This window comes from Falsiroseomonas sp., assembly GCF_051860665.1.
Lineage (GTDB): Bacteria > Pseudomonadota > Alphaproteobacteria > Acetobacterales > Acetobacteraceae > Falsiroseomonas.
The window spans coordinates 1-14,976 of the sequence record NZ_JBHYDM010000045.1; the positions used below are offsets into that span (position 1 = coordinate 1).

Here is a 14,976-nt window from a genome sequence, read left to right on the forward strand (position 1 = left end):
TAGCCCGTCTCCGCCACCGTCGGCCGGATGCCGAAGGTGGCGATCCGCCCCGCCGCCGCGGCCGCCGCGGCCGAGGCCAGCGCGCGCCGCAGCGCCGCCACGTCCTGCACCGCCGCATCGGCCGCCATGATCCACAGCGTCGCGCCCGGCTCAACCTCGCCGATCAGCACCGCGGCAGCGGCGATCGCCGCCGCGCTGTTGCGCGCCTCCGGCTCCAGGATGATGCGCGGGGCGTCGATCCCCGCCTCACGCAGCTGCTCCGCCACCAGGAAGCGATGCGCCTCCCCGCAAACCACCACCGGCGGCGCGAAGCCCGCGCCCCGCGCCCGCTCCGCCGTCTCCTGCAGCATCGTCCCCGCCGAGACCAGCGGCCAGAACTGCTTCGGATATCCCTCCCGCGACAAGGGCCACAGCCGGCTGCCCGTGCCGCCGCACAGGATCACAGGAACAATCAGCTCCGGGGCAGGCGGCGGGGTATGCGACATGGAAATCCCATTGCAGGAGTCATGTGGAAGCCGAGGATACGAGGGCCTCAGCGCGGCCTGGCGGCCACCGCTTCATGGATCGCGGCCTTGAGCTGCCGCAGCATGGCCGAGGCATCCTCGCGCAGCGTCCTCACCCAGTTCGGGTCGATCGGCGCCGGCGGCGGGGTGAAGCGATTGACCAGCTCCGGCGAGTCGAACTTGCACAGCAGGTCGTCGCGGCCCATGCGCCGCATGAAGTTGCGGTTCTTGCTGGTCGGGATCAGCACGGTGGAGGGCACGCCGTACATGGTCGCCACCACGCTGCCATGGAACTTCATGCTGGCCAGCGCGGTGCATTCGCCGATCGCGCGGCTCATATCGTCCAGCGATTCGCTGTAGAAGACTTCCTTGCCCGGAATCACCAGCCGCTCGGCGTTCTTCACGTCGCGCTCGCCGACCTCGCCATTGCCGAGGACGATGTGGCGCACGCGCCAGCCCAGCGCCTTCACATGCGCCGCCAGATGCGCGAGCTGGGTATAGTCGTCATCCTCCTCATGGCCCGGCCGCAGGCGTGTGACGATGCCGAGCACGGGATCGCTCGCCGAGGCTGGCGTGGCCTTCGGCAGGTCGAGCGCGCAGACCAGGTCCGGCGATTCCACCACCGGCACCTTCGGCTCCAGCTTCTTGCGGATCCATTCGGCCGACTGATTGTCGCGCGCATTGATGAAGCGGACATTCTCGTTCTGGAAGAAGCGCGCGGCGCGGGCGATCGCGGCAGCGCTCTCCACCTCCCGGTCGCTGGTCTTGGCGCGGATCGGCACGCCGACGCCCGCGATGAAGACCGGGCGCTTGAGATAGGCCGTATTGAAGTAGCGCGGATCCACCGCCCAGGGCTGCACGAGGTCGCCGCCGCCGATCAGCACGGCATCGACCTCCGCCACCATCTCCTCCACGGGCCGGGAGAAATAGGGCTTGCGCAGCTGGTCCGTCAGGATACGCAGCTCGAAGTCGTCGCCCAGGTGCTGGCGGAACACATCGAGGAACAGCTCGTCGCCGTAGTTGCCGTAGCCGAAGAAGCCGGCCAGCCCGACGACGGGGCGGGCCGAGGCGGATGCCGGCCGCGCGGCCGAACCTGCGCCACTCCCGGTCTGCACGCGGCTGTCATTGACCACAGTCATGCCTTCTTCTCCATCAGCCGCCGTGACACGGCGTTGGATTCATCCTGCCCGGCAGGGCCGGACCTGGGGTGGTCCCTGCGCCATGCCGGTCCGGGCCAAGCCCTTGCTACATCGCAGGCAAGAGACTGCGATGTATGCCCCCCGCTCCAGGCCGTGCCGCCTGCACCGCCCGGCGGCCTTAGGCATCGCATACCCCTGCGCAGGCGTCCACCTTCTGCGAAACGGCTGAAGCGGAACCGCCCCCCTTGCCTGCGCCGCCAGGCTGGCCATGCTGCGCGCCGATTGGCCAGGAAGGACGGCGGATGCAGGACACAGTGGATCGGCAGGTGGCAGGCGTGCTGCATCGCCGGGTGGGGGATATCCTGGTCACCGCGCTGAATGACGGCCACCAGGACGCGCCGCTCAGCACCATGGCCGGCATTGCGGAGGGCGAGGCCGCGGCGCTGCTGCAGTCCGCCTTCCGCCCGGTGCCCCGGCGCACCGCGGTGAATTGTTTCCTGCTTCGCAGCGGCGACCGCATCGCGCTGATCGACACCGGCTGCGGCCCGGCCAAGCCGACCACCGGCCGCCTGGCCGGCAATCTCGCCGCCGCCGGCGTGGCGCCGGGGGCGGTGGACACGCTGCTGATGACGCATCTGCACCCCGACCATTTCGGCGGCCTGACCGGCCCCGATGGCGCCGCGCTGTATCCCGCGGCGGAGCTGCGCCTGCATGCCGCGGAGCACGCCTATTGGCACGACGATGCGGCCATGGGGCGCGCCGACCCGGCGCGGCAGGCCGCCTTCTTCGGCGGCGCGCGGGCGCGGCTGGCCGCCTATGCCGACCGGACAAACCTCTTCACCGGCAGCACCGAGGTCTTCCCCGGCGTGACCGCCCTACCCCTGCCCGGCCATACCCCCGGCCATACCGGCTTCCTCATCGCCTCCGGCAACAAATCGCTGCTGATCTGGGGCGATATCGTGCATGTGCCGGAGGTGCAGGTGCCGCGGCCGGAGGCGACGATGGCGGTGGATGTGGACGCCGGCCAGGCCGCCGAGACCCGCCGCCGCATTTTCGACCGCGTGGCCAGCGACCGGCAGGCGATCGCCGGGATGCACCTGCACTTCCCCGCCTTCGCCCATCTGGCGCGTGACGGCGCCGGCTATCGCCTGGTGCCGGATGCCTGGTCCATCGACCTGGACGGCGATCTCTGATGCCCTGGATCGCCACACCGGACATCGCGCTGCGCTATGCGCTTTCGGGCGAAGGCCGTGAGGTTCTGCTGCTGCTGCACGAGATGGGCGGCAGCCTGGAAAGCTGGGACCCGGTGCTTCCGCTGCTGCATCCGCATTTCCAGGTGCTGCGCTACGACCAGCGCAATGCGGGGCTTTCCGAGAAGCCGCCCGGTCCGATGACCCTGGCGCAGTCGGGCAACGATGCGGTGGCGCTGCTGGATGCGCTGGGCCTGGTGGAGCCGGTGGTGGTGATGGGCACCGCGGTGGGCGGCGCCGTGGCGCTGCACCTGGCCGCCGCGCATCCCGGCCGCATCCGCGCCGCCATCGTCACCTCCCCCGCCACCGGCCTGCCGGAGGCCGCCCGCGCCGCCGCGCTGGCACGCGCCGATCTGCTGGAGCGCGAGGGCACCCGCGCCGTGGTTGATGCAGGCCTCGCACAATCCTACCCGGAGGCGCTGCGCGGCGATGCGGACCGCTTCGCCGCGACGCGCGCCCAGCGGCTCGGCGCCGACGCCGCCGGCCAGGCGCGGACCATGCGCATGCTGGCGGGCCTCGACATGGCCGCCGATCTGGCCAGCATCGCCTGCCCCGTGCTGGTGCTGGCCGGGGTGCATGACCTGACCCGCCCGCCGGACCGCGTGGCCCCGGTGGCGGAGGCGATCCCCGGCGCCGCCTTCCGGGTGCTGGAGAGCGGCCATTTCATGGCGATCCAGACGCCCGAGCTGCTGGCCGCGGAGGTGCTGGGCTTTCTCGGCCGTCAGTAGGGCGGCGCGGCCTCCGTCACCGAGACATGGGCGGAGACCACCTTCCAGCCGACATCGGGGAAGCGGACGAAAGTCTGGCTCTGCCGCCCCGGCATGTCCCGCCCGCGCATGTCGAATTCCAGGTTCACCGTGGCGAAGTCGCGGCCCAGCGTGGTGATGACCAGCCGGCGCGTGGCCAGCTTGATGCCCGGCCCCGGCGGGCGACGCACCCGATGCGCGTGGATCTCGTCGAAGCCGTAGCCATTCTCATGGATCGCGTAGCGGATGGTATGCGGCGAATGCCAGAAAGTGGCGTCGAGCACCTCCACGTCCTTGTCGATCAGAGCCTGTTCGTAACGGTCGAACAGCGCGCGGATCTCCGCCACGACTTCGGGGATGTTCACGTCCATCTCAGGCATTCTCCATGGCCAGGGCGGTGCGCAGCAGCAGGGTCTCTGCGCCCCGCGCCGCAATCAGCGAAAGACCGACAGGCCGCCCCTGCACCGTCGCACCCGGCAGGCTGACCTGCGGATGGCCGGCCAGGCCGCCCAGTGCGCATAGACAGAGGATCTGGTCGCGGATCGGGTTCAGCGCCGAAAGCGGCAGGCCCGCCTTCGGCGCCGGGAAGGGCGTGGTGGGCAGGGCGAGCACGCTGCCCGGCGGCAGCAGGTGGCGCAGCCGGCCGCGCACCTCCTGCCGCGTCAGCGCCGCCCAGCCGCGCTCCACCTCCGGCGTCGCTGCCGCCATCACAAGTCCGCGCGCGACGGAGAAGGCGAAGCGCGGATTGTCGCGCTCCACCCATTCGCGAAAGGTCTCCCAGGCCTCGACCGGCTGCAGCGTCCGCTGGGCGCGGCCCCAGGCGACGAGGCCGGGCGGCGCCAGCACCTCCTCCCGCCACTCCGGCACGATTCTTTTCAACCGGTCGAGCATGGGTTGCAGGGCGGCGGCGGTCTCGGGCTCGGCGAACCCAAAGGCATCGGTGGCGACCACCAGGCGCGCGGGCAGCGCCTCCGCCACCTTCTCCTGCAGCAGCACTTCCGAGACGCGGGCAAAAGTCGCCGCATCGCGGGCGAACCAGCCGGTGGTGTCGGAGCTCGGCGCCTGCGGCAGCATGCCCGTGAGATCCAGCCGCCCATGTGTGGGACGAATGCCGTAGAGCCCGCAGAAGCTGGCCGGCACGCGCACGGACCCACCGGTATCGGTACCCAGGGCCGTCTCACAAAGCCCCTGCGCCACGGCGCTGGCGGAGCCGGAGGAGGAGCCGCCCGGCACATGCCCCGGCGCCGCGGGATTGAGCGGCGTGCCCTCGAAGGCGTTCTCGCCCAGGATGCCGAGCGAGACCTCGTCCGTGATGGTTTTTCCCACAAGCGTCGCGCCGGCATCGAGCAGGGTCTGCACCGCCCAGGCGTGCCTCGTCGGCACGGGATTCTGCCGCGCCCAATCGGGATTGCCACCGCCGGTCGGATGGCCGGCGATGTCGAACAGGTCCTTGGCGGCGAAGCGCAGGCCGGAGAGCGGGCCGCCGGGGCTGCCCTCGATGCGGATCTCGGTGCCGGGCACGAAGGGGGACATGGCAACTCCTGACAATCCTCGGGGAGTATGGCGCAATCCCCGGCGCGCATGGAATGCTGTGCGGGAACGGGGGAGATCGTCATGACACAGCAGGTCGCGCTGATCACCGGCGCCGGACGCGGCATCGGCCTGGCCGCCGCACGGCGATTCCTGCAGGAGGGCTGGCGCGTGGCGCTGCTGGATATCGAGCCCGCCCTGCTGGAGGGCGCGATGGCCAGGCTGGCGCAGCCGGAGGCCACGCTGGCGCTGTGCTGCGACGTGGCGGATGTGGTGGGCCTCGTCGCGGCGGTGCGGCGGGCGCATGCGCATTTCGGCCGGCTGGATGCGCTGGTGAACAATGCGGGGATCGCCGTCTTCAAGCCGATGCTGGAAACCACGCCGGCGGAATGGGCGCGGGTGCTGGCGGTGAACCTGACGGGCCCCTTCCTGGCGGTGCAGGCGGCCGCACCGCTGATGGCGGAAGGCGGTGGCGGCGCGGTGGTGAACATCACCTCCATCTCCGGCCTGCGCGCCTCCACGCTGCGCATCGCCTATGGCACCAGCAAGGCCGGGCTCGCGCATCTGACGAAGCAGCAGGCGGTGGAGCTGGCGTCGCTCGGCATCCGCGTGAATGCGGTGGCGCCGGGGCCGGTGGATACCGCCATGGCGAAGGCGGTGCACACGCCGGAAATCCGCCGTGACTACCACGACACCATTCCGCTCGATCGCTACGGGCTGGAGAGCGAGCTGGCCGAGGCGATCTTCTTCCTGTGCAGCGACCGTGCCAGCTATATCACCGGCCAGGTCATCGCCGTGGATGGCGGGTTCGAAGCAACGGGAATCGGATTGCCGACGCTGCGCGCGGCGCGGCGCAATCTCTAGTCCGTGACGAAGGGCATGATGTCGACGGCATCGCCCGGGAAGATCGCAAAGTGCGGGTGGTTCTCGAAGATGCGCGCGGCGGCGTCGATATCCTCCGCCTCGACCACGAGGTAACCACAAAGATCGTTCACCGCCGCGGCGCTGCCGTCCTTCGTCACGCGCCGCGTCTTCCCCACCATCCCGCCGCGATCGCGGATGGCGGCGGCATGCCGCGCCTCCCACGCCACCCAGGCCGGCACGCCCGCCGCATCCACCGCCGCCTGCTCCGCCGGGGGCAGGCGGCGAAACCGTGCGACATTCTCGGCCTGCATCCGATAGACGGCGAGGAAGCGGGGCATGGGCCGGCTCAGTCGATCACGGCCTGGTAGCTCAGCACGCGCAATTCGCGCCGCAGCGGCCAGGTGGAGGAGGGCATGAGCTGCGTCAGCAGGATCACCGCCATCTCCTCCGCCGGATCCACCCAGAAGGCGGTGCTGGCAGCACCCCCCCAGGCGCATTCGCCGGGCGTGCCCAGGATCTGCGCGCGTGCGGGGTCCAGCGTGACGGAGAAGCCGAGGCCGAAGCCGATGCCCTCCGCCGTGCTCTCGGACCAGCGCGGCTGGCCCATCGCCGCCATGTCGCCGCGCAGGTGGTTCGACATCATGAGCTCGACCGTCTTGCGGCCGAGATAGCGCACCCCGTCGAGCTCGCCCTTGTTCAGCAGCATGCGGCAGAACTGCAGATAGTCCGCCGCCGTGGAGACAAGCCCGCCGCCGCCCGAATGCACCTTTCGCGGCGCCAGATAGCGGCTGGTCGTGGGGTCGTCGATCAGCTTCAGGCTGCGGTCGCTGGCCAGCGCGTAATTCGCGGCAAGCCGCGCGCCCTGCCCCTCCCGCACATGGAAATCCGTATCCACCATGCCGAGCGGCGCGATCAGCCGCTGCTTCAGGAATTCGGCAAAGGGCTGGCCGGAAATGACCTCCACCAGATAGCCGAGCACGTCGGTGGAGACCGAGTAGTTCCACTCCGTCCCCGGCTCCGCGATCAGCGGCAGCTTTGCCAGCGCCTCCGTCACCTCGCCCAGCGAGGTCTCGGCGCTGCCGTAGTCGATGCCCTGGTCGCGATACATCGCATCCACGGCGGTGGCCTGCATGAAGCCGTAGGTCAGGCCCGAGGTATGCGTCAGCAGATCCCGGAAGGTGATGCCGCGCATCGCCGGCACGGTATCCACCTTGCCGCGCGCGCCGCCGGTGCAGACGCGCTGATTCGCGAAATAGGGCAGGAAGCGGCTGATCGGGTCGTCCAGCTGGAAGCGGCCTTCCTCGTACAGCATCATGATCGCCGCGCTGGTCAGCGGCTTGGTCATGGAATAGATGCGGTGGATCGTCTCCGGCGTCATCGCGGCGCCGCGTGCGAGATCGGCCAGCCCGCTGCTGCCGCAATGCGCCACCTGGCCGCGCCGCATCACCAGCGTGGTGGCGCCGGCGATCTTGCCATCGGCGACCAGCGCATCCCGCCAGGCATCGATCCGCGCCAGCCGCGCGGTGGAAAGCCCCACCTGCTCCGGCGTTCCGATGCTGATGCCCATGGCGCTGCCTCCTGCTGTCGCCGTCACAGATAGCCCATCCGGGCGTCGCGTGACGAGGCCTCCGGGTCCCGTTCCGCAACGGGGCCGAAGCCGCCGCCGCCACTGGTCTCCAGCCGCACCACATCGCCCTGGCGCAGCTTCAGGTTGTCCGTCTTCGGCGGGATGGGGGATTCCGTGCCGTCGCGCCGCAGCACCAGCGCGCCCTTCGCCGCCTCCCCGCCGCCGGCCAGGCCATAGGGGGCGTGGTCGAAGCGGTCCATATTCGCGGTGAAGAAACAGGCGCTGCTGTCGATGCGCCATTCGCGGACCAGGCCGAGCCCGCCGCGGAACTGCCCCGCCCCGCCGCTGCCATCGCGCAGGCCGTAGCGCAGCACGGTCAGCGGCATCTGCGCCTCGATCATTTCCACGGGGATATTGGCATTGTTGTGCATGCCGGAGGCATAGGCATTCACGCCATCCTTCGCCGGATGCGCGCCGGACCCGCCGATCTCGATCTCCACCAGCACCTCCCGCGCGCCGGTCTCCTGCACCGTCTGGAAGGTGGTGACATAGCTGTTGCCGTAATAGGCGGCGGGGATGAGGTGCGGCACCGCCTGGTGCAGCGCGCCGTTCATCGCATTCAGCAGGCGGTGCGTCACGGCGATGCGATGCGCGACGGGCGCGGGGTGGCGCGCATTCACCACCAGGCCCTCGGGCGCGATCACGGTGATCGGTCGGTAGCAGCCCGCACTCATATGCAGGGAGGAATCGGCGCAGCACATCAGCGCGAACATCACCGCCGCATTGGTGCTGGCCAGCGTCGCATTGGTCGGCCCCGCCACCTGCGTGCCGCAGCCCGAAAGATCGACCAGCGCCGTCTCGCCCGCGATGGTCAGCTTCACATGCAGGCGGATGCGCTGGCCGAGCGCGATGCCGTCATCGTCGAGGAAATCCTCGAACTCATAGATGCCGTCGGGCATGCGGCCGATGGCGGCGCGCATGCCGGCCTCGCTCATGTCCAGGATGCGCGCACCGGCCTCCACCACCGCCGCCGCGCCGAAGCGCACGGCGAGCCGCGACAGCGCCGCGGCGCCGACCTCGAGGCTGGCGAGCTGCGAGGAGAGATCGCCGAACAGCAGATCCGGCTTGCGGACATTCTGCCGGATCATCGCCCAGACGCCCTCGTTGCGCCGCCCGGCCTCGATGATCTTCACCGGCGGAATCCGCAGCCCTTCCTGGAAGATCTCCGTGGCCTTCGCGGCATAGCTGCCAGCCACAAGGCCGCCGACATCGATGTGGTGGCAGAGCGTGCCGACGAAGGCGATGCGCGCGCCCTCGTGGAAGACGGGGCGGAAGGCCAGGATGTCCGGCAGGTGCTGGCCGCCGCAATAGGGATCGTTAAAGATGACGACGTCACCCTCGTGCCAGTCCGCGGGAGGCACATGATCCGCCAGCAGCGCGCGCAGCGCATGCGTCATGGAATTCAGATGGCCGGGAATGCGCGCGGATTGCGCCAGGTTGCGCCCCTCGGCATCGAAGACGGCAGTGGAATAGTCGAGCAGTTCGCGCACGATGGTGCTGCGGCTGGTGCGCCAGATGGTGATGTCCATCTCCGCCGCCGCGGCATTCAGCGCGTTGCGGATCACCTCGATCTCGATCGGGCCCAGCATCATGCGGTCCTCCGCGCGATGATCGCGCCTTCGGGGTCCAGGCTCGCCTGCCAGTGGCGGGCGATGACATGCGTGGCAAAGGCTTCCTCGATGATGGCGGGGCCGTCCACCACCTCGCCTGGGCGAATGGCCTCGCGCCGCCAAACAGGCCAGTCCGTGGCGGCGCCCGCCTGCCAGATGCGGCGCGTGCCGGGCTTGGTCGCCGCATCGGGCGCCGCAGGCATGGCCTCAGCCGGCTTGTCGAGGCGACCGATGGCGGTGGCGCGCAGGGTCACGATCTCCACCGGATCGCCCTCCGCAGCATAGGAGAAGCGCGCGCGATGCGCCGCGTGGAAGCGCGCCACCAGCGGCGCCAGAGCCGGCGCTTCCGGCCAGGGCACCAGCAGCTCGAAGGCCTGGCCGCGATAGCGCAGGTCGGCCGCGATCTCCACCGCGCGCTGGGCCTCCGGCACCTCATCCGCCTCCAGCCGCGCCGTGGCCTCCGCCCGCAGGGAGTCCACCGCCTCCGCCAGCGCGGGCGCCTGGGATTCCTCCGCCGCATACAAGCGCGACCGCGCGATATCCTGCGCAAGATCGGAGAACAGGATCCCGTAGGCGGAGAGCGTGCCCGGCTCCCTCGGAAAAATCACCTCGGTGATGCCGAGCTCGTCCGCCACTTCCGTCGCATGCAGCCCGCCGGCGCCGCCGAAGGACAGCAGCGAGAAGGCGCGCGGATCGAGCCCCTTCTCGAACAGCGAAAGCCGCACCGCCGCGGCGAGCTGCGCATTGGTCACGCGCAGCACGCCTTCCGCCGCTTCCTCCCTGCCCAGCGCCAGCGGCTTGCCGATGCGTGCTTCCATCGCCGCGCGCGCCGCGCCGAGATCCAGCGCCATGGCGCCACCCAGAAAAAAGTCCGGATCGAAGCGGCCGAGCACCGCATTGGCATCGGTCACCGTCGGCTCCACGCCGCCGCGCCCGTAGCAGACCGGCCCCGGCCGCGCCCCCGCGCTGCGCGGCCCCGCCGTCAGCCGTCCGGCCGCATCCACCGCGGCGATGGAGCCGCCGCCGGCGCCGATGGTGCGCATCTCCACCATCGGCAGCCGAACCGGCAGCCCGCCCACCTCGCCCTGCGTCACCAGGCCGATGCGATGGTCCTGCACCACGCTCACATCGAAGCTGGTGCCGCCCATGTCGACCGCGACGAGATTCGGCCGCGCCAGCCGCTGCGAAATCCGCTCCGCCGCCAGCGCGCCACCCGAAGGACCGGAGAGCAGCAGCCGCGCCGGCTGTTCCGCCGCGCGGCGCAGGCTGCACATGCCGCCATTCGACTGCACCAGGAAGATGCGCGGCGCGAAGCCGCCCTCCCCCAGCCGCGCCTCCAGCCGATCAAGGTAGCGCTGCACCACCGGCATCAGCAGCGCGTTTAGCACGGTGGTGGACAGGCGCTCGTATTCGCGGATTTCCGGGCTGATGTCCGAGGACAGGCTGATCGGCACGCCGGGCAGCGCCTGGGCCACGGCCGCGCGCAGCGCCCGTTCATGCGCCGGATTGGCATAGGCGTGCAGCAGCCCGATCGCCACCGCCTCCGGCGCCGCATCCCGCAGGCGTTGCAGCACGGGCGTCAGGTCGCCAAGCGGCGTCTCCACGCTGCCATCGGCGCGCAGGCGCTCCACCACGCCGAAGCGGCGGTCGCGCTCGATCAGGCAGGGGAAGGGGTCGGGCGCCAGGCCGTAGATGTCGCGGCGCACATGGCGCGTGATCTCCAGCACATCCTCGAAGCCCGCGGTCGTCAGCAGCACGCCGCGCGCGAGCTTGCGCTCCAGTACGGCATTGGTCGCGATGGTGGTGCCGTGCAGCAGCAGGCCCACCTCCGCCAGCGCGAAGCCGAAGCGCACCGCAGCCTCCCGCACGCCGGTGAGCAATCCCTCGGAGGGATCGGCCGGGGTGGTGGGCGTCTTCCAGGCCACCACGCGGCCGTGGCGGGCATCCAGGATCTGCAGGTCGGTGAAGGTGCCGCCGATATCGACGGCGATGCGGACGGGGCGTGCCGAGCTCATCCGTGGCACGGGCCGTTCTGCGTGGTCATGAAGTCTCTCCGTCTGCCGCCAGGATGGAACACGCGAAAGCCCCTGCCCCGCAAGGATGGGTCCTGCCAGATTCGTGCCAGCTTGCGGGGCGCGCAGCGCGCTGCCTATGCTTTCCCCGACAGGGAAGGAAACGACGGATGCCCACGGTGCGCCAGGCGGTGCTGGATCTGTTGCGCGCGCTCGGCTGCACCACCGTCTTCGGCAATCCGGGCTCGACGGAGATGCCCTTCCTCGACCGCTTCCCGGCGGATTTCCGCTATGTGCTCGGTCTGCAGGAAGCCTGCGTGGTGGGCATGGCGGATGGCTATGCCCGCGCCAGCGGCAGCGCCGCCTTCGTGAACCTGCATTCGGCGGCCGGCGTGGGACATGCGCTGGGCAATGTCTTCACCGCCCAGCGCAACCAGGCGCCGCTGGTCATCACCGCCGGCCAGCAGGTGCGCGCGCTGCTGCCCAACCAGCCCTTCCTGGGCGCGACGGAGGCGGCGAATTTCCCGAAACCCTATGTGAAATTCAGCATCGAGCCGGCGCGGGCGGAGGATGTGCCGGCCGCCATCGCCCAGGCCTTCCGCATCGCCCAGCGGCGGCCCTGCGGCCCGGTCTTCGTCTCGATTCCTGCTGACGATTGGGGCCGGCCCTGCGAGGCGCCCATTCCGCGTATCCTGTCGCCAGACGTGGCCCCCGACCCGGCGCTGATCGGACAGGTCGCCCGGGCGCTGGCCTTGTCGAAAAAACCGGTGCTGGTGGTGGGGCCGGAGGTGGACCAGGAGGGCATGGGCCCGGCCCTGGTGGCGCTGGCCGAGGCGATCGGCGCCCCGGTGCTGACCAGCCCCTTCGCCAGCCGCATCGCCTTCCCCGAGGACCACCCCCTGTTTGCCGGCTTCCTCGCCGCCGCGCCCCAGGCGGTCTCGGATGCACTGGCACCCTTCGACTGCGTGCTGGTGGTGGGCGCGCCGGTCTTCACCTTCCATGTGGCCGGCGAGGCCGCGATCTTCCGCAGCGGCACGCCCATCTTCCACCTGACCGCGGATGGCGACACCGCCGCCAGCGCCCCCGCCGGCAGCAGCATTCTGGGGAGCCTGCGCTTCGCCATCCCGGCACTACAGGCGGCGCTGCCCGGCATGGCGCGCACCGCCCCGACGCCGCGCAAAGCCACGCCGCCGCCGCAACCGGCCGACCCGATCCCGGCCGCGTACCTGCTGCACCGCCTGCACCGCGCCATGCCGGAGGACGCCATCCTGGTGGAGGAAGCCCCCTCCCACCGCCCCGCCATGCAGGCGCAGATGCCCCGCACCCGCTGGGGCAGCTTCTTCACCATGGCGAGCGGCGGGCTCGGCTACGGCCTGCCGGCGGCGGTGGGCGTGGCGCTGGCGAAGCCGGACCAGCGCGTGGTCTGCCTGATCGGCGACGGCTCCATGATGTATGCGCCGCAGGCGCTCTGGACCGCCGTGCAGCACGGGCTGCGCCTCACCACCGTCGTCATCAACAATGGCGGCTATGGCGCCATGCGCTCCATCGGCCAGGCCATGCAGGTGCGGGACATCCCGGGCATCGACCTGCCGGGCCTCGATTTCGTGCGGATCGCCGAGGGCATGGGCTGCCCCGCCCTCCGCATCACCCACCCCGATGCGCTGAACGCCGCCCTGCGCGAGGCCTGCCGGGCGGAGGGACCGATGCTGGTGGAGGTCGTCGTCGATGCGGCGATCCCCACCCTCTACCACAAGGCCTGATCGCAAAGGGGGACAAAGCCCATGCCCATCACCCGCCGCGCCACCCTCGCCGCCGCCACCCTGCTCGCCACGCCCGCCCTCGGGCAATCCTGGCCCTCCCGCCCCATCCGCATCGTGGTCCCCTTCCCGCCCGGCGGGCTGGTGGACACGCTGGCGCGCGCCCTGGCGCCGCGGCTGACGGAACGCTTCGGCCAGGCCGTGGTGGTGGAGAACCGTGCCGGCGCCGGCGGCAATATCGGCGCGGATCTGGTCGCCAAGGCGCCGCCGGATGGGCATACGCTGCTGGCCAGCTCGCTGGGTCCCGTGGCGGTGAACCAGTTCATCTACGCGACCATGCCCTTCGACACGCAGACCGCCTTCGCGCCCATCGTGCTGCTGATCAGCACGCCCAAGGTGCTCTGCGTCGGGCCGCAGCGACCCTGGGCCGATGTGGCCGCGCTGGTCGCCGCGGCGAAGGCGGCGCCGGGCCGGCTGACGGCGGGCTCCGCCGGGCCGGGCACGAGCCTCCATCTGGCGCTGGAACTGTTCAAGCGCGCCACGGGCACGGAGATCCAGCACGTACCCTATCGCGGCGCGGCGGGCGCCATCACGGATCTCGTCGGCGGGCAGATCGACATGGTGATCGACAACCTGCCCAATATCCTGGGCCAGATCACCGCCGGCCAGGTGCGCCCGCTGGCCGCCGCCACCACCACCCGCCTGGCGCAGCTGCCGCAGCTGCCGACCATGGCGGAATCCGGCATCGACTTCGTCTTCGGCACCGCCTTCGGAATGCTTGCCCCCGCCGGGACTCCCCCGCCCATCATCGCCCGCGTGGCGGAGACGGTGACGGAGGCGCTGCGCGACCCCGCCATCGGCGGCCGCCTGGCGCAGCAGGGCGCGATCCTCGGCGGCGGCGCCCCGGCGGATTTCGCCGCGGTGATCGCGCGCGAGAAGACGCTGCTGGAGCCGGTGATCCGCGCCGCCAATATCCGCGCCGAATAGTCTCGCCTGCGTCAAAACTCTGACGGCGCCCCGACCCTCCTCAGCCGGCGCGGGTCATGCTGATACTCGCGCGGACAATGCCCTGGGGGAGTGCGCCCAAAATGTTCGCCAACCATGCCTGGCGCGGCCTGCTGCCCGCCGCTTGCCTGCTGCTGGGCCTCGCCGGCGCCGCCACCGCGGCCAACCTCACCCTCGATGACGGGACGCGGCGCGTCGAGCTCGACACCGCCGCGCTGCTGGCCCGGCCGGACCGGGCGGAGATCGCGATCGAGCGGGACAATGCCTATCGCGGCCCGATGCGCTACCAGGCCGTGCCGCTTGCCGCGCTGCTGCAGGACTTCCCCGCCACGGACCCCGAGGCCACGCTGGAGGCCGCGGCCACCGATGGCTTTGCCGCGCAGATCCCCCTCGCCACCGCCCGCGCCGCCGATCCTGCCGCCGCGCGCGGCTGGCTGGCGATCGAGACGCCGGAGGCGGCCTGGCCGACCCTGCCGGGCAAGACCGTCTCCGCCGGCCCCTTCTACATCGTCTGGGAAAGGCCGGCACTGTCCGGCGTCTCGCCGGAGTATTGGGCCTATCAGGTCGCGGCGCTGCGCTACGTCGCTTCCCCGGCGCGGCGCTGGCCGCAGATGGTGGTGGATGCGGCGCTGCCCGCCGATCATCCCGCGCGGCTGGGCCAGGGCGTCTATACGGCGGTCTGCCTGTCCTGCCACCGGATCAATGGCGCGGGGTCGGCCGATATGGGGCCGGACCTGAACCGGCCGATGAGCCCGGTGGAGTATTTCCAGCCCCAGGCGCTGCGCCGCTATATCCGCGACCCAGCGAGTGTCCGCACCTGGCCCGACCAGAAGATGCCGGGCTTTTCCGCCGAGCAGATCAGCGCGACGCAGCTGGAAGGCCTGATCGCCTATCTCGAGCACATGGCCGCGCGCCGCCCGGCCCCCTGAGGGG

14 protein-coding genes are annotated in these 14,976 nt (G+C 71.1%); 6 read left to right on the plus strand and 8 right to left on the minus strand.

Features of this window, described 5'->3' with window-relative positions; translation table 11 throughout:
- Positions 1-485: sugar phosphate nucleotidyltransferase (locus tag ACTIF1_RS24870; RefSeq protein WP_439599153.1), on the minus strand; the 485-nt coding region annotated here is incomplete at its 3' end.
- 47 nt (positions 486-532) lie between these two features.
- Positions 533-1,642, minus strand: a complete 1,110-nt coding sequence (locus ACTIF1_RS24875; protein ID WP_439599154.1) for a polysaccharide pyruvyl transferase family protein — start codon at positions 1,640-1,642, stop codon at positions 533-535.
- A gap of 302 nt (positions 1,643-1,944) precedes the next feature.
- Between ACTIF1_RS24875 and ACTIF1_RS24880 the strand changes: the two genes are divergently transcribed.
- Both ACTIF1_RS24880 and ACTIF1_RS24885 read left to right on the plus strand, forming a co-directional pair.
- A complete protein-coding gene (locus ACTIF1_RS24880) occupies positions 1,945-2,835 on the plus strand; it encodes an MBL fold metallo-hydrolase (protein WP_439599155.1) in 891 nt (296 codons plus the stop codon).
- Positions 2,835-3,620, plus strand: a complete 786-nt coding sequence (locus tag ACTIF1_RS24885) for an alpha/beta fold hydrolase (RefSeq protein ID WP_439599156.1) — start codon at positions 2,835-2,837, stop codon at positions 3,618-3,620. Before ACTIF1_RS24880 ends, ACTIF1_RS24885 begins: the two co-directional genes overlap by 1 nt.
- Here the strand turns inward: ACTIF1_RS24885 and hpxZ are convergent.
- Both hpxZ and ACTIF1_RS24895 read right to left on the minus strand, forming a co-directional pair.
- Positions 3,614-4,009 carry an oxalurate catabolism protein HpxZ gene (hpxZ, locus tag ACTIF1_RS24890; protein ID WP_439599157.1) on the minus strand — a complete coding sequence of 132 codons (396 nt, stop codon included), beginning with the start codon at positions 4,007-4,009 and terminating at the stop codon, positions 3,614-3,616. The genes ACTIF1_RS24885 and hpxZ overlap by 7 nt on opposite strands.
- A gap of 1 nt (position 4,010) precedes the next feature.
- Positions 4,011-5,171 (minus strand): amidase, encoded by a 1,161-nt coding sequence (locus ACTIF1_RS24895; RefSeq protein WP_439599158.1) that lies wholly within the window; start codon positions 5,169-5,171, stop codon positions 4,011-4,013.
- Positions 5,172-5,252: 81 nt separating this feature from the next.
- Between ACTIF1_RS24895 and ACTIF1_RS24900 the strand changes: the two genes are divergently transcribed.
- Positions 5,253-6,032 (plus strand): SDR family NAD(P)-dependent oxidoreductase, encoded by a 780-nt coding sequence (locus ACTIF1_RS24900; RefSeq protein WP_439599159.1) that lies wholly within the window; start codon positions 5,253-5,255, stop codon positions 6,030-6,032.
- Here the strand turns inward: ACTIF1_RS24900 and ACTIF1_RS24905 are convergent.
- The 4 genes from ACTIF1_RS24905 to ACTIF1_RS24920 are packed head-to-tail and all read right to left on the minus strand — an operon-like array spanning position 6,029 to position 11,284.
- The gene (locus ACTIF1_RS24905) at positions 6,029-6,370 is read right to left on the minus strand and encodes a hypothetical protein (RefSeq protein ID WP_439599160.1); all 342 of its coding nucleotides are present in this window, start codon (positions 6,368-6,370) and stop codon (positions 6,029-6,031) included. The two genes, ACTIF1_RS24900 and ACTIF1_RS24905, sit on opposite strands and share 4 nt — an antisense overlap.
- Positions 6,371-6,378: 8 nt before the next feature.
- The gene (locus ACTIF1_RS24910) at positions 6,379-7,599 is read right to left on the minus strand and encodes a serine hydrolase domain-containing protein (RefSeq protein WP_439599161.1); all 1,221 of its coding nucleotides are present in this window, start codon (positions 7,597-7,599) and stop codon (positions 6,379-6,381) included.
- 23 nt (positions 7,600-7,622) lie between these two features.
- Positions 7,623-9,251 (minus strand): hydantoinase B/oxoprolinase family protein, encoded by a 1,629-nt coding sequence (locus tag ACTIF1_RS24915; protein WP_439599162.1) that lies wholly within the window; start codon positions 9,249-9,251, stop codon positions 7,623-7,625.
- Entirely contained in the window at positions 9,248-11,284 is a 2,037-nt protein-coding gene (locus ACTIF1_RS24920) for a hydantoinase/oxoprolinase family protein (RefSeq protein ID WP_439599163.1), read from the minus strand. Before ACTIF1_RS24920 ends, ACTIF1_RS24915 begins: the two co-directional genes overlap by 4 nt.
- A gap of 167 nt (positions 11,285-11,451) precedes the next feature.
- On the opposite strand from ACTIF1_RS24920, the gene mdlC reads away from it, so the two are divergent.
- The 3 genes from mdlC (at position 11,452) to ACTIF1_RS24935 (ending at position 14,972) form a co-directional block, all read left to right on the plus strand.
- On the plus strand, positions 11,452-13,041 hold the full coding sequence (gene mdlC, locus ACTIF1_RS24925) for a benzoylformate decarboxylase (RefSeq protein WP_439599164.1): 1,590 nt from the start codon (positions 11,452-11,454) through the stop codon (positions 13,039-13,041).
- Between the two features lie 21 nt (positions 13,042-13,062).
- Positions 13,063-14,025 carry a Bug family tripartite tricarboxylate transporter substrate binding protein gene (locus tag ACTIF1_RS24930; RefSeq protein WP_439599165.1) on the plus strand — a complete coding sequence of 321 codons (963 nt, stop codon included), beginning with the start codon at positions 13,063-13,065 and terminating at the stop codon, positions 14,023-14,025.
- A 101-nt stretch (positions 14,026-14,126) separates the two neighbouring features.
- Positions 14,127-14,972, plus strand: coding sequence for a c-type cytochrome (locus ACTIF1_RS24935; protein ID WP_439599166.1), 846 nt, complete (start codon positions 14,127-14,129; stop codon positions 14,970-14,972).
- Positions 14,973-14,976: the final 4 nt, after the last annotated feature.